14 protein-coding genes are annotated in these 17,460 nt (G+C 72.2%); 6 read left to right on the forward strand and 8 right to left on the reverse strand.

What is annotated here, in order from left to right; translation table 11 throughout:
* Nucleotides 1-157: 157 nt before the first annotated feature.
* From ACFXB5_RS18405 to ACFXB5_RS18415, 3 genes are all read right to left on the reverse strand, one after another.
* Entirely contained in the window at nucleotides 158-2,689 is a 2,532-nt protein-coding gene (locus ACFXB5_RS18405) for an FtsX-like permease family protein (protein ID WP_385208775.1), read from the reverse strand.
* Complete coding sequence (locus tag ACFXB5_RS18410; RefSeq protein WP_385208778.1) at nucleotides 2,686-3,504, reverse strand: ABC transporter ATP-binding protein; 819 nt, start codon at nucleotides 3,502-3,504, stop codon at nucleotides 2,686-2,688. The genes ACFXB5_RS18405 and ACFXB5_RS18410 overlap by 4 nt, the downstream gene beginning before the upstream one ends.
* Before the next feature lie 305 nt (nucleotides 3,505-3,809).
* Complete coding sequence (locus ACFXB5_RS18415; protein WP_385208781.1) at nucleotides 3,810-4,952, reverse strand: PP2C family protein-serine/threonine phosphatase; 1,143 nt, start codon at nucleotides 4,950-4,952, stop codon at nucleotides 3,810-3,812.
* Between the two features lie 127 nt (nucleotides 4,953-5,079).
* On the opposite strand from ACFXB5_RS18415, the gene ACFXB5_RS18420 reads away from it, so the two are divergent.
* Nucleotides 5,080-6,312, forward strand: coding sequence for a GNAT family N-acetyltransferase (locus tag ACFXB5_RS18420; protein WP_385208784.1), 1,233 nt, complete (start codon nucleotides 5,080-5,082; stop codon nucleotides 6,310-6,312).
* Nucleotides 6,313-6,316: 4 nt separating this feature from the next.
* On the opposite strand, the gene ACFXB5_RS18425 is transcribed toward ACFXB5_RS18420, so the two are convergent.
* Together ACFXB5_RS18425 and ACFXB5_RS18430 are read right to left on the reverse strand one after the other, a co-directional pair.
* A complete protein-coding gene (locus ACFXB5_RS18425) occupies nucleotides 6,317-7,126 on the reverse strand; it encodes an Fpg/Nei family DNA glycosylase (protein ID WP_385208787.1) in 810 nt (269 codons plus the stop codon).
* The gene (locus ACFXB5_RS18430; RefSeq protein WP_385208790.1) at nucleotides 7,126-7,614 is read right to left on the reverse strand and encodes a ribose-5-phosphate isomerase; all 489 of its coding nucleotides are present in this window, start codon (nucleotides 7,612-7,614) and stop codon (nucleotides 7,126-7,128) included. The genes ACFXB5_RS18425 and ACFXB5_RS18430 overlap by 1 nt, the downstream gene beginning before the upstream one ends.
* 181 nt (nucleotides 7,615-7,795) lie before the next feature.
* On the opposite strand from ACFXB5_RS18430, the gene ACFXB5_RS18435 reads away from it, so the two are divergent.
* Nucleotides 7,796-9,268, forward strand: a complete 1,473-nt coding sequence (locus tag ACFXB5_RS18435) for an amino acid permease (RefSeq protein ID WP_385208793.1) — start codon at nucleotides 7,796-7,798, stop codon at nucleotides 9,266-9,268.
* A gap of 154 nt (nucleotides 9,269-9,422) precedes the next feature.
* Here ACFXB5_RS18435 and ACFXB5_RS18440 read toward each other — a convergent pair whose 3' ends face one another.
* Nucleotides 9,423-10,256 (reverse strand): alpha/beta hydrolase, encoded by an 834-nt coding sequence (locus tag ACFXB5_RS18440; protein WP_385208795.1) that lies wholly within the window; start codon nucleotides 10,254-10,256, stop codon nucleotides 9,423-9,425.
* A gap of 127 nt (nucleotides 10,257-10,383) precedes the next feature.
* Nucleotides 10,384-11,538, reverse strand: a complete 1,155-nt coding sequence (locus ACFXB5_RS18445; protein WP_385208798.1) for a DUF5937 family protein — start codon at nucleotides 11,536-11,538, stop codon at nucleotides 10,384-10,386.
* 113 nt (nucleotides 11,539-11,651) lie between these two features.
* On the opposite strand from ACFXB5_RS18445, the gene ACFXB5_RS18450 reads away from it, so the two are divergent.
* From ACFXB5_RS18450 to ACFXB5_RS18460, 3 genes are read left to right on the forward strand one after another with little or no spacing between them, the layout of a single operon-like run.
* Nucleotides 11,652-12,665 (forward strand): Bug family tripartite tricarboxylate transporter substrate binding protein, encoded by a 1,014-nt coding sequence (locus ACFXB5_RS18450; protein ID WP_385208801.1) that lies wholly within the window; start codon nucleotides 11,652-11,654, stop codon nucleotides 12,663-12,665.
* Nucleotides 12,662-13,246, forward strand: a complete 585-nt coding sequence (locus tag ACFXB5_RS18455) for a tripartite tricarboxylate transporter TctB family protein (protein ID WP_385208804.1) — start codon at nucleotides 12,662-12,664, stop codon at nucleotides 13,244-13,246. The genes ACFXB5_RS18450 and ACFXB5_RS18455 overlap by 4 nt, the downstream gene beginning before the upstream one ends.
* Nucleotides 13,247-13,248: 2 nt before the next feature.
* Nucleotides 13,249-14,763, forward strand: a complete 1,515-nt coding sequence (locus ACFXB5_RS18460; protein ID WP_385208806.1) for a tripartite tricarboxylate transporter permease — start codon at nucleotides 13,249-13,251, stop codon at nucleotides 14,761-14,763.
* 87 nt (nucleotides 14,764-14,850) lie between these two features.
* Here the strand turns inward: ACFXB5_RS18460 and ACFXB5_RS18465 are convergent, their stop codons facing one another.
* The gene (locus tag ACFXB5_RS18465; protein ID WP_385208808.1) at nucleotides 14,851-15,183 is read right to left on the reverse strand and encodes a hypothetical protein; all 333 of its coding nucleotides are present in this window, start codon (nucleotides 15,181-15,183) and stop codon (nucleotides 14,851-14,853) included.
* A gap of 105 nt (nucleotides 15,184-15,288) precedes the next feature.
* Between ACFXB5_RS18465 and ACFXB5_RS18470 the strand changes: the two genes are divergently transcribed.
* Nucleotides 15,289-17,334, forward strand: coding sequence for a ricin-type beta-trefoil lectin domain protein (locus tag ACFXB5_RS18470; RefSeq protein ID WP_385208811.1), 2,046 nt, complete (start codon nucleotides 15,289-15,291; stop codon nucleotides 17,332-17,334).
* Nucleotides 17,335-17,460 lie beyond the last annotated feature (126 nt).

The following is a 17,460-nucleotide window of genomic DNA, read 5'->3' on the forward strand; positions in this document are numbered from 1 at the left end:
CGAGGGGGGGGGGTCGGATTGTTTTACAGCAGAGGGGGGATCGCGCCCCACGCCCCCCCCCCGGGCCAGGGGGGCGCCGTCCAACCCCCCGGGCCCCCCCCTTTCTCGGCTCATCCACGGCTCATCCACGGCTCATCCACGGCTCAAGGCTTACGGCTCACGGCTTCGGCGTCGTGCGGCGCAGCGCCGCTCGGGCCGGGAGCGCCGTCGCCGCCAGGCCCAGCACCACGGCGGTGCCCGCGAAGCCCGCGTAGGTCAGCGGCGGGACGTACGGGCCCTCGCCGGTCAGGCCGCGCATCATCGGCACGAGCGTGGCCAGGGCGATCGCGGTACCCAGGCCGATGCCCGCCGTGGCCACCAGCAGCGCCTCCCAGCGCACCATCCCGAGCACCTGCCGCCGGGTGGAGCCGATCAGCCGCAGCATGCCCAGCTCGCGGCGGCGGTCCAGCACGGTCATCACCAGGGTGTTGACGGCGGCGACGGCGGCGAAGCCGCCGAGGACGCCCGCCATGACGGTGTTGGCCCAAGCGTTCAGCTTCCGCTCCTCGTCCTGGGCCGCCGCATAGCCGTCCCGGTCGGTGACGTCCTCGCCGAGCCGTCTGCCGAGCGCGGCGGCGACGGCCTTACGGTCGGCGCCCTGGGCGTCCCGTACCAGCACATCGCTGTCGAACGACGACGTCACATGGCCGGACAGCGCCGTACGGGGGAGGGTGAGCTCGGCGATCCCCAGCCCGCGCCCGTAGATCGCGACCACGGTGGGCGAGATCGTCGTACCGTCCGGGAGGTGGAGGGCGAGCCGGTGGCCGACCCGGGCATGGGCCGCCTTCGCCAGCAGCCCGTCCACGGCCACCCGGCCCGGTCCCAGGGCGTCCAGGCGCCCCTTACGGACGTCGAGGTCCTGTACGGCCGCCAGGTCGCGGCCGCTCCCGGAGACGCCCTGCGCCGACGCGGTCCGCAGCCAGCGGCCGTCGCTCGAGCCCACCGGGACCAGCACCCCGGTGCGCAGCAGCCCCACGGACGCGGCCACGCCCCGTACGGAAGCGGCGCGGGCCGCCGTACCGGACGACAGCCCCTCCGGGGCGGAGATCACCTGGTCGGCCACGATGCCCGCCCGCCGCTGGCGGGCGCCCGTGTGGTCCTCGCTGGTGTGCATGAAGACGAGGGTCGAGGCGAAGGCCATGGCCAGCACGATCGGTGTGATCGCCGAGGCCAGGCGGCGGGCGTTGGCCCGGCTGTTGGCCGAGGCCAGATGGGCCGGCGCCGGTCCGGCGCGCAGCGGCAGGCCGATCAGCCAGGCGCACAGGCGGGCGATGACCGGGCCGAGGAGGCCCACGGCGAGCATGAAGAGCATCACGACCCCGAGGGCGGCGTTGGCCGCGTCGTCGCCGGAGGCGGAGGCGGCGACGCCGGTCATGATGATGCCGCCGACCAGGGCCGCGACGCCGAGGACCGTACGGATCACACCGGGCCGCAGCCGCTCCACGGCCGCCTCGCCGAGCGCCCGCCCGGGCGGGATCCGCGCGGGGCGGCGGGCGGCCATCAGGCCCGCCAGGAGCGAGGTGAGGAGGCCCGCGCCGACGGCGACGAGGAGCGGGATCCAGGAGATGGCGAGCTCCACGGGGCCGGGGATGGCTCCCTTCTCCTCGAGCTGCCCGAACCACCAGCGGGCGAGCGCGCATCCGGGCAGCAGGCCGACCGCGCCCGCGAGCGGGGCGACCAGCAGCGCCTCGGCCGCGACCGAGCGGCGGATCTGGCGCGGGGTGGCGCCGATCGCCCGCAGCAGGGCCATCTCGCGGCCGCGCTGGCCCACGGAGAGGGCGACGGTGCCCGCGGTGGTGAAGACGGCCACGGCGGTCGCGATACCGCCGAAGGAGCCGCCGAGCGCGATGAGCATCTCCTTGGCGTTCGCGAGTGAGGGCTCCTCGATGGCGCCGCGCCCGCCGCCGGTGTGCACACGAGGGGAGTGCGCCGCGCCCTTCACGGTCCGCTCCAGGTGTCCGGCCAGCCGTTCGGTGCCGGTGCCGGGGCGGGGGCGGACGAGGACCGCGTCCACGGTGGTGGGGTGGCCGCTCAGCGCACGGGCCCGGCGGTCGGTGAACCACGCCGTAAGGCCGTCACCGTCCGCGCCGCCCGCCTTACGGGTCACACCGGAGACCCGGAAGGTGTGGCGGCCGTCCGGCGCGGTCACCGTGATCCGGCCGCCGACGCCGGTCCCCGCCGCACGGGCGGCCCCGGGGCTGAGCACGGCCTCGTCCTCGCGGGGCGCGGCCCCCGAGGCGAGCGCCACCCCCGTGAAGGTCGCAGCGCCCCAGCCGTGGCCGGTGAGCGCCCCATGGACGGTGCGCAGGGGGAAGGTCACGTCCGGGGCCGCGGCCGCGGCCCCGGGGGTGCGGGCGGCGGTGGCCACCAGGGAGACGTCGAGCCGGGCCCGGTCGGGAACCTGCTCGGATTCGTCCGAGCGGCCGTCGCCATGGCCGATGACGTAGTGCACCCGCTGGTCGGCGGCGATCACGACCGGGGCGCTCGCGTAGCGCCGTGGCGGTACGGAGGCCCGTAGCCCGGTCTCCAGCAGGATGCCGCACGCGGAGACGATCGCCGCGGCCATGGCCAGGGCGACGAAGGTGCCCGCGAAGGCGGACGGCTTGAAACGGACGGCGGCGCGGGCCAGCCCGTTGGTGAGCGGCCTCATCGGGCCCCCTCCGCGGCCCAGGCGCCCGCGAGGGCCGGGGTGCGGGCGGTGAGGCGGGTCATCCGCTCGGCGATCTCGTGCGCCGGGGAGCGGAGGAGCCGGTCGGCGATCGCGCCGTCGGCGAGGAACAGCACGCGGTCGGCGTAGCTCGCGGCGACCGGGTCGTGGGTGACCATCACGACGGTCGCGCCCAGCGTGTCCACGGCCTGCCGCAGGAGGGTGAGCACCTCGGCGGCGGTGTTGGTGTCCAGGGCGCCGGTCGGCTCGTCGGCGAAGACCACGTCGGGGCGGGTCACGAGGGCGCGGGCGATGGCCACCCGCTGCTGCTGGCCGCCGGAGAGCTCACCGGGCCGCCGCCTGGCCTGGTCCCCCAGGCCGACCTCGGCGAGCACCTCATGGGCCCGGTGGCGGTCGGGGCGGGCGCCCGCGAGCCGCATGGGGAGCAGCACGTTCTGCTCGACGGTCAGGGAGGGGAGGAGGTTGAAGGATTGGAAGACGAACCCGAGGCGGGCGCGGCGCAACGCGGTGAGCTTGTTCTCACTCATTCCGGTGATTTCGGTGCCGCCGAGTTTGACGGTCCCGGCGGTCGGCCGGTCGAGCCCGGCGGCGCACTGCAGGAATGTCGATTTGCCGCAGCCGGAGGGGCCCATGACGGCGGTGAAGCTGCCGTGCGGAAGGGCCAGGTCGATGCCGCGCAGGGCGTGGACGGCGGTGCGGCCCCGGCCGTAGCGGCGCTGGACGCCGTGGAGTTCGATGGCATGGGCGTGGTGCGGCACCGGTGCCGACGCTGTCTGTCGCCGCTTGCGCAGCCCCATGGTGGTGACCCTTCCGAGGAGTTCGCCCGATTCCCCTCGAACGTACGGATCACTGCCCCTCGGCAGCCATGACGGCCACCGGCGTATCCGGGGTGGGGCTAACCCCCGCCGGGCGGGCCGGTCGGGCCGTAAGGCGCCGCGGGGCAGTCCGGCGGGCCGTAAGGCGGCCGTACTGGCTGCGGAGAGGCGCCCCTACCGGTTGGCCGCGAAGCGCCGCTATCGGCGGCCGTGACGCCCCTACCGGCGGCCGCGAGGCGCCTTACTGGTGCCCGTGAGGCGCCCTTACTGGTGCCCGCGAGGCGCCCTTACTGGCGGCAGATCAGCAGCAGGGCCCGGTCGTCGTTGACGTCCTTCGCGACCGTCTCGATCAGATGCCAGGCCGCGCCGTGGAAGCCGGAGCCGACATAGCGGTCCGCCTCGCCGGTGAGGCGGTCGATGCCCTCGCTGATGTCCCGGTCGGCGGTCTCCACGAGGCCGTCGGTGAAGAGCATCAGGACGTCGCCGGGCCGCAGGGTCCCCTTGGTGGGGTCGAACTGGGCACCGTCGTAGACGCCGAGCAGCGGGCCGTCGGCGGACTTCTCCTCCCACCTGCCGGTGCCCGCGCTCAGCTGGAGCGCGGGCAGATGTCCGGCGGAGAAGAGCTCGAAGTCGCCGCTGTCGAGGTCGAGGACGAGATGGATGGAGGTCGCGAAGCCCTCGTCCCAGTCCTGGCGCAGGAGATAGCCGTTGGCGGCCGGGAGGAAGCCGTGCGGCGGCAGGGAGCCGAGGAGGCCGCCGAAGGCGCCGGAGAGCAGCAGGGCGCGCGAGGCGGCGTCCATGCCCTTGCCGGAGACGTCGGTGAGGACGACCTCGAGGGTGCGGCCGCCGCCGGTGCGGGCGGCCACGACGAAGTCACCGGAGAAGGACTGTCCGCCGGCCGGGCGCAGCGCCATCTCGCGGTGCCAGCCGCGCGGCAGGTTGGGCAGCTTGCTCTGGACGCGGATGCGCTCGCGCAAGTCGAAGAGCATGGTGCCGCCGCGCCGCCAGGGCACCCCGACGCGGCTGCGGAACTGAGCGATCAGCAGGCCGAAGAAGCCGACAGCGGCGACGACCAGGATGGTGCCGGGGGTGACCCGGGAGGAGGCGTCCTCCTCGGTGTACGGGCCGAGTACGGCGGACTCCACGATCAGTGCCGTGGCGGCCGCCGCGTACAGGGCGAGCAGGCTGGCGGGGCGCAGCAGCAGCCCGCCCGCGACGATGGGCAGGACGAGGGCGGACGGGGAGCACCAGTCGGGCTGGGCGATGGTGCCTCCGGCGATGGCGGGGACGCCGAGGAGCAGCGCGGTCAGGGCGAGCCGGTCGGAGCCCTCACCCCGGAAGTAGTCCACTCCGGCTTTGCGCACGCCTGTGCGAGCCCGGTGCAGAACTCTGCGCATCCGGGCCCACGGAGTGTCCACGCCGCCAGTCATTGCATCGGGACCCTACCCACCCGTTCGGACGCGCGTCGATTCGTGGCGCGTTGAACCACCCAGCCAGGGGGCAATCGTAAGCGAAATTCGTTCGCGTGTACGGGAAACGGCTGCTAGGGATGGGAATATGAGGACTGAGCTGCGCGTGCTCGACCCAACGATTTGGGATGATTGGTACGGAAAACTGGTACTCGGATTCGGAGGAGTTCCCGAAGCGCCGGAGGAATCCGCGCTCTGGCGGGAGTTGACCGAATGCGAGCGCTCGATCGGTGCCTGGGACGGCGCCGACATCGTCGGCACGGCGGGGCTGTTCAGCTTCCGGCTGTCGGTCCCGGGCGGCGGGGTCGTACCGGCGGCCGGGGTCACGATGGTGAGCGTGCAGGCCACGCACCGGCGGCGCGGGGTGCTCCGGGCCATGATGCGGCGGCAGTTGGACGACATCCGCGCGGCGGGCGATGAGCCGCTGGCCGTTCTGACCGCGTCGGAACCGGACATCTACGGACGGTTCGGCTATGGCGCGGCCACGCAGACTGCCTACGCCGAGATCGACACCACCCAGGTGCGGCTGACCGCCCCCGAAGGCGTAGACGACGTACGGCTGCGCGCCGTGCCCCTGGAGTCCGCCGTCGAGGCGTGCGAGGCCGTCTACGCCCGGCGGGTGCGTACCCGGCCGGGCATGCTGGAGCGGGCCCCCGGCTGGGAGCGGGTGCCGCTGCTGGACCCGCCGGGCGACCGCGAGGGGGCGTCCCCGCTGCGCTGTGTGCTGGCCGAGTCGGGCGGTGAGGTCAGCGGCTATGCGCGGTTCGCGGTCAAGCCCCGCTGGGATCTGGACGGGCCGAAGGGCGCGGTCGTCCTGCGCGACCTGGAGGCCCTGGACCCGGCGTCCTACGCGGCGCTGTGGCGCTTCCTCTTCGACCTCGACCTGACCTCGGTGATCCGGACCGGCCCCCGCCCGGTCGACGATCCCTGGCAGCTCATGGTCTCGGACATCCGGCGGTGCGCCGTAAGGCTGCGCGACTCGCTGTTCGTCCGCCTGGTGGACGTGGGGGCCGCGCTCGAGGCGCGGACGTACACGACGCCCGTGGAGACCGTCCTGGAGGTCACGGACCCCTTCTGCCCCTGGAACGAGGGGCGCTGGCGGCTGAGCGGCGACGCCAAGGGCGCCTCCTGCGAGCGCACGGACGACGCCCCCGATCTCCGGCTGGGCGTGCGGGACCTGGGAGCGGCGTATCTCGGCGGCGTCTCACTGACCGCGCTGGCGGGTGCGGGGCGCGTCCAGGAGGCCCGTCAGGGCGCCCTTACGGAGGCCACGACCGCGTTCGCGTCCCCGGTCGCCCCGTGGCTGCCCCACGGCTTCTGAGAGCTCAGGCTCTCTGGCAGTCGGGGCACCAGAAGAGATTGCGGGCGACGAGATCGGCGGTGCGGATCTCACCACCACAGATGTGGCAGGGCTGTCCGGCGCGCCGGTAGACATAGACCTCACCGCCGTGGTCGTCCACGCGCGGCGGGCGGCCCATCGCCTCGGGGGTGTGCTCGGGGCGGACCGTATCGATCCGGTTGTTCCGCACCCCCTCGCGCATCAGCGCCACCAGATCGGCCCATATCGCGTCCCATTCGGCGCGGGTCAGCGCGCGGCCGGGCCGGTAGGGGTCGATCCCGTGCCGGAAGAGCACCTCGGCACGGTAGACGTTCCCGACCCCGGAGATCACCTTCTGGTCCATGAGCAGCGCGGCCACGCTGACCCGGCTGCGGGAGATCCGGGCCCAGGCCCGCTCGCCGTCGTCCGCCGGGCGCAGCGGATCGGGGCCCAGCCGGTCGTGGATCACCTGCTTCTCGCCGTCGGTGATCAGCGCACAGGCGGTCGGGCCGCGCAGATCCGCGTACCCCTCGGGGTTGGCCAGCCGCAGCCGGACGGTGTCGGTGGGCGGCGGGGCGGGGACCGGGCCGAAGGCGTACGTACCGAAGAGCCCCAGGTGGACATGGACCCAGCCGGTGGCCGCGAAGTCCAGGAAGAGGTGCTTGCCGTGCGCCTCGGCGTGGTGCAGCCGCTGGCCGTCGATCAGCCCGGCGCCGTCGGCGAACTTCCCCTGTGGGCTGGTGGCCCGGACGGGCCGGCCGCCGAAGATCTCGAGGTGATCGGCGGCCAGCCGGTGGATGGTGTGCCCTTCGGGCATCAGTCGCCTTGCGGATGGTGAGCCGGAATGGGCGGCAGTTCGCCGGTGGCCTCGTATCCCGTGAGCATCTCGATACGGCGGGTGTGCCGCTCCTCGCCCGAGTACGGGGTGTTAAGGAAAATCTCGACAAACTTGGTGGCCTCGTCCCGGGTGTGCATCCGGGCGCCGACGCTGATGACATTGGCGTTGTTGTGCTCACGGCCGAGGGCCGCGGTCTCCTCGCTCCAGGCCAGCGCCGCGCGCACCCCCTTGACCTTGTTCGCCGCGATCTGCTCACCATTGCCGGATCCGCCGATGACGATGCCGAGGCCCTGCGGGTCGGCGGCGGTCCGCTCCGCGGCGCGCAGACAGAACGGCGGGTAGTCGTCCTGGGCGTCGTAGATGTGCGGGCCGCAGTCGACGGGCTCATGGCCGGCCGCCTTGAGCCACTCAACGAGGTGGTTCTTGAGTTCGAAACCGGCATGGTCGGAGCCGAGGTACACGCGCATGTGCCGAGTGTGTCATGGCCGTGTGGCCCTCGCCGCCCAGGGTAGGCATCGCGTAAATCCCTGTAATGCCAAAGAACCTCATGAAAACCTCAAGTAACAATCTGGATTCAAAGGTTCAACTGGCCGACCTCCTGAGATTCACTGGCGTCGCTCGTAACGCGAGAGCAAAGGAATCGAGCACATGAGCGCACAACCTGCGACCACGCCGGAGCAGCAGCGGCCCCCCGGCGACCCGGGCTCACCCGACGGCCTCAAGGCGGGACTCAAGAACCGCCATCTTTCGATGATCGCGATCGGCGGCGTGATCGGCGCCGGCCTCTTCGTCGGCTCCAGCGCGGGCATCGCCAAGGCCGGCCCCGGCATTCTCGTCTCGTATGCGCTGGTCGGCCTCATGGTCGTCTTCGTCATGCGGATGCTCGGCGAGATGTCCGCCGCCAATCCCACCTCCGGCTCCTTCTCCGCCTACGCCGACCGGGCGCTCGGCCGCTGGGCCGGTTTCTCCATCGGCTGGCTGTACTGGTTCTTCTGGGTCGTGGTGCTGGCGGTCGAGGCCACCGCCGGCGCCAAGATCCTGGAGGGCTGGTGGCCGGCCGTCCCGCAGTGGGGCTGGGCCCTGATCGTGATGGTGGTGCTCACCGCGACCAACCTGGTCTCGGTCGGCTCCTACGGTGAGTTCGAGTTCTGGTTCGCCGGGATCAAGGTCGTGGCGATCGCCGCGTTCATCGTGGTCGGCGGGCTCGCGGTGTTCGGGCTGCTGCCGCATTCGGACAACGAGGGCGCGGGCCTGGCCCACCTCACCGACCACGGCGGCTTCCTGCCGAACGGGCCGGGCGCCATCCTCACCGGTGTGCTGCTGGTGGTGTTCTCCTTCATGGGCAGCGAGATCGTCACCCTCGCGGCCGGTGAGTCCGAGAACCCGCAGCGGGCGGTCACCAAGGCCACCAACAGCGTGATCTGGCGTATCGCGGTCTTCTACCTGGGCTCGATCTTCGTCGTGGTCACCCTGCTGCCCTGGGACTCCAAGGCGATCGCCGACAAGGGCAGCTATGTCGCGGCGCTCGACTCGGTCGGCATACCGCACGCCGGCGACATCATGAACGTGATCGTGCTGACCGCCGTGCTCTCGTGTCTGAACTCCGGTCTCTACACCGCCTCCCGCATGGCCTTCTCGCTCGGCCAGCGCGGCGACGCCCCGGCCGCCTTCGCCCGCACCAACGCCCGCGGTGTGCCGGCGGCCGCGATCCTCGGCTCGGTCGTCTTCGGCTTCGTCGCGGTGTGGTTCAACTACCAGTGGCCGGACACCGTCTTCACCTTCCTGCTGAACTCCTCGGGTGCGGTCGCGCTCTTCGTATGGCTGGTGATCTGCTTCAGCCAGCTGCGGATGCGCGGGATGATCCTGCGCGAGAACCCCGAGAAGCTGATCGTCCGGATGTGGCTCTTCCCGTATCTGACCTGGGCGACGATCGCGATGATCTCGTTCGTCCTGGTCTATATGCTCACCGACAAGGACGGGCGCGAGCAGGTGATCCTCTCCGCGCTGGTGGCCGTGCTCGTGGTGGCCCTCGCCCTGGTCAAGGACCGCATCACCGCCGGCCGCTCCAGCGCCCCGGCCGCCTCCTCGGACCCCGCCCCCAAGGAGCGGGCGGCCCCGTAGGAACGCGCTCCGCTGATTCTGATTCCCCTGTGCCCCTGGGTGGCGGCCGATGTATCGCCACCCGGGGGCACAGCCATATCGCTGCCCGGGGGCACCGCCATGTTGCCGCCCGGGGGGCACCGCCGTGGCTGTGGGCGCATCGGGCCCACAGGGCTCAGACGACGCGCGGAAGGACCCGCTCCGCGAAGCGCCGGACCGCGTCCAGCACCCCCATCCCCCGGTGCCCGACCCCGGGCACGATGTCGAGGGTGACGTCGATGCCCAGCTCGGTGTAGTTGTCCCGCAGCGCGGTGATGCGCTCCACGCGGGTGCGCCCGACGGCGTCGGCGCCGTCCATCCAGTTGGAGTCGCCGGGGTTGTTGATCTCCCAGGTCTCGGTGTCCTCCGCCCCGACCACCATGTGCACGGGCACCTTACGGATGTCCTCCAGCCGCAGCGGCGCCCCGAAGCGCTGCTCGAACCCCTTCGTACCCAGCCACCACTCGCGGTCCGGGTCGATCAGCGTGACCCGGCCGGGCGCGCCGATGGACACTCCGCACAGCCGGTCGGGGTGCAGATACAGGAAGCGGTGCGCGAACTGCCCGCCGCCCGAGAAGCCCTGCAGCAGAAAGCGCTCGGTGTCGATGTGGAACCGCTCCCCCGCCTCGGCCACGATCTCGAGCAGCCGCTCGTCGTAGCGGATGCCGCGGTACTCGATGAACTTGAAGTTGTGCAGGTCCTCCGGGTCGTCGATGCCCGCCGGGAACATCGGGGTGAGCACGACACAGCCGTGCCGCTCGGAGAACTCGGCCATCGCGTCCCGGTACTGGGACGCGGTGCGCCCGGTGCCGTGCTGGATCACCATGAGCGGCAGCGGGGTGTCGGTGGTCTCGTGGACGGACGGGATATGCAGGCCGTACGAGAACCGCTGGTCGTGCCGGGAGGCGAACCAGGTGGTGGAGCCGGTGCGGTAGAACGCCTTGGTGGTCTTGACGCGGGGGGTGGTCACGTATCGCTTCCTTCTGCCGTCGCGGGTGCCGCCACGATCCGCAACGGTCGGCGCGCGCTCAAGATGATTGCCGCCTGAGCGTCAATACCCCCGCCGATACCTCCGCCGACACCTCCGCCGATATTTCTCAGCGGTGCAGCGCGGAGAGCAGGTCGACGCCGAGATTGCGCACCGCCGCCTCGTCCAGCTGGTAGTGCACCCGCGCCCCCTCCCGGTGGGTGTGCACCATTCCGGCCTCCCGCAGCTTGCGCAGATGCCGCGACATCTGCGGCGGTGTCATCTCGAACTGGGTGGCCAGCTCCGTCGTCGTCATCGACTGCCGCAGCAGCGCCCGGCACATCCGGATACGCAGTGGCTCGTCCAGCGCCCGCAGCCCGCGCATCACCACGTCCAGGGCGGTCGGCTCCGCACCCGCCCCGTCGCGCACCGGGTACTGCACCACGACCGGGTAGCCGGGGTAGTGCTTGATCGCGAGATGCGGGTTGATGTGCAGCGACGGCACCAGCAGACAGGGGCTGTCGGCGAGGCTGGCCCGCGCGTTGTAGAGCTTGTCGAAGACCACCCGGGGCGGGTCCTGCTCCATACGGGCGGTGGGGAATCCGGCCAGCACCGCGGCCCCGTAGCGGGAGTGTTCATGGGAGCGCACCCGGGCGTCGGCCTCCAGGGTGGGGCGCAGCCGCGTCCACTCCGCCTCGAAGACCTCCTCGGCCACGGCGGACAGGAAGGCGAGGAGGCCGTCCCGGAAACCGGCCGGATCGGCCAGCAGCCGCAGCCCCAGGGCGAACCGGCGCTCGGAGAGCTGCCGCAGCCGGGCCAGGAAGCGCTCCGGCGCGCGACCGCCGCGCCGGGACCCGGAGCCCAGGCCGTGGCCGGAGCCCAGGCCATGACCGGAACCCAGGCCATGACCGGAACCCGGACCGTGCCCTGACCCCGGGCCGTGGCCGTTCTTGCCGACGAGCGCCTGCTCGGTCATGGTCGTGAACGTCTCCTCGTCCAGCCGCGCGACCTCCGCCAGCTCCTCCTCCAGCTCGCGCTCCGGGCCCGGGGCGAGGGGCAGCAGATAGCGGGCGCGGAAGGCGCCCCACAGCGGCGCCCACTCGCCGGCCCGCTCCAGCAGCCGCTCGTCCGCGCCCTGAAGGACCGCACCCACCCAGCGCCTGCTGGCCGGATGGTGGCGTGGCCCGTCCAGCGCGTGCAGACAGGCGCACAGCTCGGCGAGCGGGGACAGACGGGTGCTGATGCGGTGCTCCGGGGCGGACCCCAGCTCGATCACGACGGGCATCCGGGCAGCGTCGGCCATTGACGCCTTCGAGTCAATCGTCTTGTACGGGCCGCCGGCGGAGGCGCAAGCTCCAGCCCACTTCGGCTTCCCCTCCCTCGCCTGGAGCGTCCCCAATGCCTCCTCTCCTCAGGAACGGCCCTCGTCTGGCAGTGGTGGTCGCCCTCGTGGCCACGGTGAGCAGTGCGTGCACCATCGGTTCGCTGGACGACTCGGGCGCCGTCGCCGACTACCCGTCCCGGGGGCTTTCGATCCTCGCTCCCGGGAGCGTCGGCGGCGGCTGGGACTCGCGGGCGCGCGGCATCGGCTCCGCGCTCACCAGCTGCGAGATCATCGACGAGGACGTCACGGTCACCAACGCCCCGGGCGCGGGCGGCACCATCGGGCTCGCCCGGATGGCGGGGCGGGAAGGCGATCCGTACCAGCTGATGACCATGGACACGGTGACCATGATCGGCGGCGCCATCCAGAACCACTCCCCCGTGAAGCTGTCCGAGCTCACCCCCGTGGCGGGGCTCACGGTCAGCACCTCCGCGATCGTGGTGCCCGCCCGCTCCCCCTTCCACGACCTGCGCTCGGTGCTGGCCGCCATGCGGAAGGACCCCAAGCGGACGTCCTGGGTGGGCGGTTCGCTGGGCGGCCCGGATCACATCATGGTGGCCGGCCTGGCCAAGGCCGAGGGCGTCTCGGCGCGCAAGGTCACCTATGTGCCCACCGGTGGCGGCGGGGAGGTGCTCAACCTGCTGCTGAGCGGGGCCTCGAAGGTCGGCATCTCCACGCTGACGGAGGTCCGGCCGCAGATCGAGGCCGGGAAGCTGCGGGTCCTCGCGGTCAGCGGCGACAAGGCTCCCGAGGGCATCGACGCTCCCACCCTCGGCGCACTCGGCTACGGGGACGAGTCCGTGGTGAGCGTCGGCGGGGTCATGGCCCCGCCCGGGCTGAACGACGACGAACAGCGGGCGATCGTGAGGGTGGTGGACCGGATGCGCCGGACTTCGTGCTGGAAGCGGGCGTTGCGGCAGAACGACTGGAAGGACGTGTGGGTGCCGGGGAAGAAGTACGGCGCCCTCATCGACAAGCAGCAGCGCCAGGTCGGCCAGGCGCTCACGGCCGTGGGACTCGGCTCATGAGCGCGCGGGACGAGGCGATGAGCCCGACGCAGGACGCCGCGGCGAAACCCACAGAGGGCAACCCGGCGAACGATGCCGCGGACAGCACGGCGCCCCCGCCCGACGAGCGGCCCTGGAGCCCCCGGATAGCGGCGCTGCTCTTCCTCGCGGCGGGCGTGGCCGTGCTGGGCTGGGCGTTCGCCATCCCCGAGGGGGCCATCGACCAGGACGTGGGCCCCCGGGCGTTCCCCCTGTTGGTCGGCGTGGGGCTGTGCGTCGCGGCTTCGGTCGCCGTCGTCCAGGCGTTCCGCGGCAGCGACCCGGCGCTGACCGAGCAGGCGCGCGAGGAGGCCCGGCTGACCGAGTGGCGCCCGGTGGCGGCCCTGCTGGCGCTGCTGGTCGGCTATCTGTTCGCGCTGGCCCCCTGCGGCTACTGGCAGTCGACCGCCGTGCTCTTCACGCTGGTCGCGCGGGTGCTCGGCAGCCGCCGGATCCTCCGTGACGCCCTGATCGGCCTGGTGCTCGCGCTGGCCGTGTACTTCCTCTTCGACCGTCTGCTGGGCATCCACCTGCCGCCCGGCATCGTCCGATTGGCGTTCTGACCATGGATGTCCTCAACGACCTCATGGGCGGTTTCGGCAGCGCGTTCAGCCCCCTGCACCTGCTGCTGGCGTTCGCGGGCTGCACGCTCGGCTCGCTGGTCGGCGTGCTGCCCGGCCTGGGCCCCGCCACCACGGTGGCGCTGCTGCTCCCGCTCACCTTCGTCTTCGACCCCACCGGCGCGCTGGTGCTCTTCGCGGGCATCTACTACGGCGGGATGTACGGCGGCTCCACCACGGCCATCCTGCTGAACGTGCCCGGGGAGACGGCGTCGGTCCCCACCACCCTGGAGGGCCATCCGATGGCCCGCTCCGGGCGCGCCGGGGCCGCGCTCGCCACGGCCGCCATCGGCTCGTTCGTGGCGGGCACGATCTCCACCGTGGGGATCACCTTCGCGGGCCCGGCCATGGCCCAGATCGCCGAGAAGATCCAGCCCGCGGAGTACTTCGCGGTGATGGTCCTCGCCTTCGCCACGGTCACCGCGGTCGTGGCCGACGCCCCCGCGCGCGGGCTGTGCAGCCTGTTCCTGGGCCTGGCCATCGGGCTCGTCGGCATCGACAGCCTGACCGGCCAGGCGCGCTACACCTTCGGGGTGCCGGAGCTGTACGACGGCGTCCAGATCGTGGCCGTCGCCGTCGGCCTCTTCGCGATCGGGGAGGCGCTCTACACCGCGGCCCGGATGCGACGGGCGCCCGAGGAGCAGATGCTCCCGGTGGGCGGCAGGATCGGGATGAGCCCGGAGGACTGGCGGCGGTCCTGGAAGCCGTGGCTGCGGGGTACGGCGATCGGGCTGCCGATCGGCGCCCTGCCCGCGGGCGGCGCGGAGATCCCCACGTTCCTCAGCTACAACGTGGAGAAGCGGCTGTCCCGGCACAAAAAGGAGTTCGGCAAGGGCGCCATCGAGGGCGTGGCCGGCCCCGAGGCCGCCAACAACGCCGCGTTCTCCGGGGTGCTGATGCCCCTGCTGACGCTGGGCATCCCCACCTCGGCGACGGCCGGTGTGCTGCTGATCGCGTTCCAGATGTACAACGTGCAGCCCGGTCCCCAGCTGTTCGAGACCCAGTCGGCGCTGGTCTGGACGCTGATCGCCAGCCTCTACATCGGCAATGTGATGCTGCTCGTGCTCAACCTGCCGCTGATCCCGCTGTGGGTGAAGCTCCTCCGGCTGCCCCGCCCGCTGCTCACCGCGGGCATCCTGGTCTTCGCCGCCCTGGGGGTGTACGCCCTGTCCCAGAACGCGGTCGACCTCGGCATCGCGGTGCTCTTCGGCCTCCTGGGCTTCGGCATGCGCCGCACCGGCTATCCCGTCGCCCCACTGATCCTGGGCGCCGTACTGGGCCCGATGGCGGAAACCCAGTTCCGCCGCGCGATGGCCTTCAGCGAGGGCGACTGGACGATCTTCTTCACCCGCCCGCTCTCCGCCGCGATCCTGTGCCTGTCCCTGATCGCCCTGGCCGGCCCGATGGCCGCCCGCGCACTACGCCGAACCCGGGAACGCGAGCCGGAACCGGCCGGCTGAACCCCGCGAGCCCCTCCCGGGCCCCCGCGCGAATCGACCGCGCGGGGGCCCTGTCGTGGCGGCTGCTTTCGGCCTGATCCGCTGGTCTCAGTTCCGGTGGTCCGGCGCGATGCGCTCCACCAGGCGGAGGAGGGCGGACCGGGCGAGGGGGTACGCCTGGTCGTCCCTGAAGTCGGAGCCGTGGTCCTCGCCCGACAGCTGGCGGGCGGTGAGCTCGCAGATGTCCGGGGGCGGCGTGCTGAGCTTCGCGCCACCAGCCATGGCCGTGGTCTGGATCTCGCACGCCTTGTCCAGGTAGTACATCCGCAGGATCGGGCTGCGCCGTCGCCGCGCGTGGGTGTGCAGGACGCAGTGGGCGTCGGGGCGGGCACGGTAAGGACTCCCTCGGGGCGGGGCGACATCAGGGGACAGTTTCCCCACGCACACCTCTTGTCACCGGCCGACGGGGTCCACAGAATCCTTCGGAGACCAGCTACGGCCCATATCGCGAACATAGTTCGATATATCGAATGTGAGTGGTTCCCGATGCGTCTCGTCCTTCGCCGCCGCCTCCGCCTCCGCCTCCGCCGCATACCGCGCTTATCCCGCCCCGAACGGCCACGGCCCAGGCGCCTGGCCGGGGCGCTGCTGGCCGCTCTGCTGACCGCCACCGGGTTGGGCACCGTCGCGTACGCGGCACCCTCGGCCAACGCGGCACCCTCGGCCGATGCCGCGCCCGCCGCCGGAAAGACCCTTGCCGCCGCCCCGCAGATCGACGTACCCGCCGCGCCCATGGGCTGGGCCTCCTGGAACAGCCTCGCCAGCCAGATCGACTACGGCACGATCAAGGCCCAGGTGGACGCGCTGGTGTCCTCCGGCATGGCCGAGGCCGGGTACGAGTACGTCAACATCGACGAGGGCTGGTGGTGGGGCACCCGCGACAGCGAGGGCGACATCACCGTCGACACCAAGCAGTGGCCCGGCGGGATGAAGGCCATCGCCGACTACATCCACAGCAAGGGGCTCAAGGCCGGGATCTACACCGACGCCGGCAAGAACGGCTGCGGCTACTTCTACCCCACCCCGCCGGGCACCCCGCCCGCCCCGGGCAGCGGCAGCGAGGGTCACTACGAGCAGGATCTGCGGGCCTTCCAGGAGTGGGGCTTCGACTACGTCAAGGTCGACTGGTGCGGGGGCCAGGACGAGGGGCTCGATCAGGAGGCCACCTACCGGGCGCTCAGCGAGGCGAACAAGGCCGCGACCGCCGTCACCGGCCGCCGCCTCGTACTGTCACTGTGCGAATGGGGCTCGGGCCGGCCGTGGAACTGGGCCGCGGGCGTGGGCGATCTGTGGCGTACCAGCACCGACATCATCTACTGGGGCCAGACGCCCTCGGCCACCGCGATGCTGTCCAACTTCGACCAGGGCCTGCACCCCACCGCCCAGCACACCGGCTATTACAACGACCCGGACATGCTCATGGTCGGCATGAAGGGTTCCAACGCCACGCTCGACCGCACCCATATGAGCCTGTGGGCGATCTCCGGCGCCCCGCTGCTCGCCGGGAACGACCTCACCACCATGACGCGGGAGACCGTCGGCACCCTCACCAACCCCGAGGTCATCGCCGTCGACCAGGACCCGCGCGGACTGCAGGGCGTGAAGGTCGCCGAGGACGTCGCGGGGCTGCGGGTGTACGCCAAGGTGTTGTCCGGCACCGGGAAGCGGGCCGTGCTGCTGCTCAACCGCACCTCCGCCGCCAAGCCCATCACCGCCCGCTGGACCGACCTCGGGCTGACCGGCGCCGCCGCCTCCGTACGTGACGTCTGGAAGCGCGTCTCGGTGGGCACCCACAGCGGCGGCTACACGGCCACCGTCCCGGCCGGGGAGGCCATGCTGCTGACCGTCTCGGGCACGGAAGCCCCCGGCACCGCGTACCAGAGCACCACCGGCTCCTTCACCGTCACCGCCAAGACGGCGGGGCTGAAACTGGCCGACATCACCTACGCGAACGGCGGCACCGCCCCGCGCACCGCCACCCTCCGCGTCGGCGGCCAGTACGCGACCACACTGGCCCTGCCGCCCACCGGCTCCGCCACCGCCCGCCGCACCGTCTCCGTCCTGCTCTCGCTGGCCAAGGGCGCCAACACCGTGACCGTGAGCGGGGGCCCGGACGCCATCAGCGTCCAGGACCTCCCGGGCACCGACGGCGCCCAGATCGTCGGCGCCGACTCCGGGCGCTGCGTCGATCTGGACCAGAACACGATCACCAACGGCGCCCAGGCCCAGCTGTGGGACTGCCACGGCGGCCAGAACCAGCTCTTCCGGCGCACCTCGCGCGATGAACTGACCGTCTACGGCAGCAAATGCCTGGGCGCCGAGAAGGACGGCACCGCCGACGGTACGAAGGTCGTCATCGGCGACTGCACGGGTGCCACCGGCCAGAAATGGACGGTGAACGCCTCCGGGACCCTCGTCCACCAGGGGTCCGGCCGCTGCCTGGACGCCTACGACAACGGCACCGGAAACGGCACCCGGCTGGTGCTGTGGAGCTGCCACAGCGGCCCCAACCAGCGCTGGACCCTCACCTGATGCGAGAAAAAGCAGGGCCCCCGCGCGCGGGGGCCGCGCGGGGGGCCCGTTTTGCCGCAGGCCCGTGGTGGGTGTGAAGACGCTCAAGCACGGAGGTGGTGTGGTGTGGGGGCCGGGCCACGGTTT

This window comes from Streptomyces sp. NPDC059455 (genome assembly GCF_042750115.1).
Lineage (GTDB): Bacteria > Actinomycetota > Actinomycetes > Streptomycetales > Streptomycetaceae > Streptomyces > Streptomyces endocoffeicus.

What these genes read in the sequence shown, in the direction of transcription:
- ACFXB5_RS18405 (WP_385208775.1), bottom strand. Translation starts at nt 2,689, where the DNA reads ATGAGGCCGCTCACCAACGGGCTGGCCCGCGCCGCCGTCCGTTTCAAG.
- ACFXB5_RS18410 (WP_385208778.1), bottom strand. Translation starts at nt 3,504, where the DNA reads ATGGGGCTGCGCAAGCGGCGACAGACAGCGTCGGCACCGGTGCCGCAC.
- ACFXB5_RS18415 (WP_385208781.1), bottom strand. Translation starts at nt 4,952, where the DNA reads ATGACTGGCGGCGTGGACACTCCGTGGGCCCGGATGCGCAGAGTTCTG.
- ACFXB5_RS18420 (WP_385208784.1), top strand. Translation starts at nt 5,080, where the DNA reads ATGAGGACTGAGCTGCGCGTGCTCGACCCAACGATTTGGGATGATTGG.
- ACFXB5_RS18425 (WP_385208787.1), bottom strand. Translation starts at nt 7,126, where the DNA reads ATGCCCGAAGGGCACACCATCCACCGGCTGGCCGCCGATCACCTCGAG.
- ACFXB5_RS18430 (WP_385208790.1), bottom strand. Translation starts at nt 7,614, where the DNA reads ATGCGCGTGTACCTCGGCTCCGACCATGCCGGTTTCGAACTCAAGAAC.
- ACFXB5_RS18435 (WP_385208793.1), top strand. Translation starts at nt 7,796, where the DNA reads ATGAGCGCACAACCTGCGACCACGCCGGAGCAGCAGCGGCCCCCCGGC.
- ACFXB5_RS18445 (WP_385208798.1), bottom strand. Translation starts at nt 11,538, where the DNA reads ATGCCCGTCGTGATCGAGCTGGGGTCCGCCCCGGAGCACCGCATCAGC.
- ACFXB5_RS18450 (WP_385208801.1), top strand. Translation starts at nt 11,652, where the DNA reads ATGCCTCCTCTCCTCAGGAACGGCCCTCGTCTGGCAGTGGTGGTCGCC.
- ACFXB5_RS18455 (WP_385208804.1), top strand. Translation starts at nt 12,662, where the DNA reads ATGAGCGCGCGGGACGAGGCGATGAGCCCGACGCAGGACGCCGCGGCG.
- ACFXB5_RS18460 (WP_385208806.1), top strand. Translation starts at nt 13,249, where the DNA reads ATGGATGTCCTCAACGACCTCATGGGCGGTTTCGGCAGCGCGTTCAGC.
- ACFXB5_RS18470 (WP_385208811.1), top strand. Translation starts at nt 15,289, where the DNA reads ATGCGTCTCGTCCTTCGCCGCCGCCTCCGCCTCCGCCTCCGCCGCATA.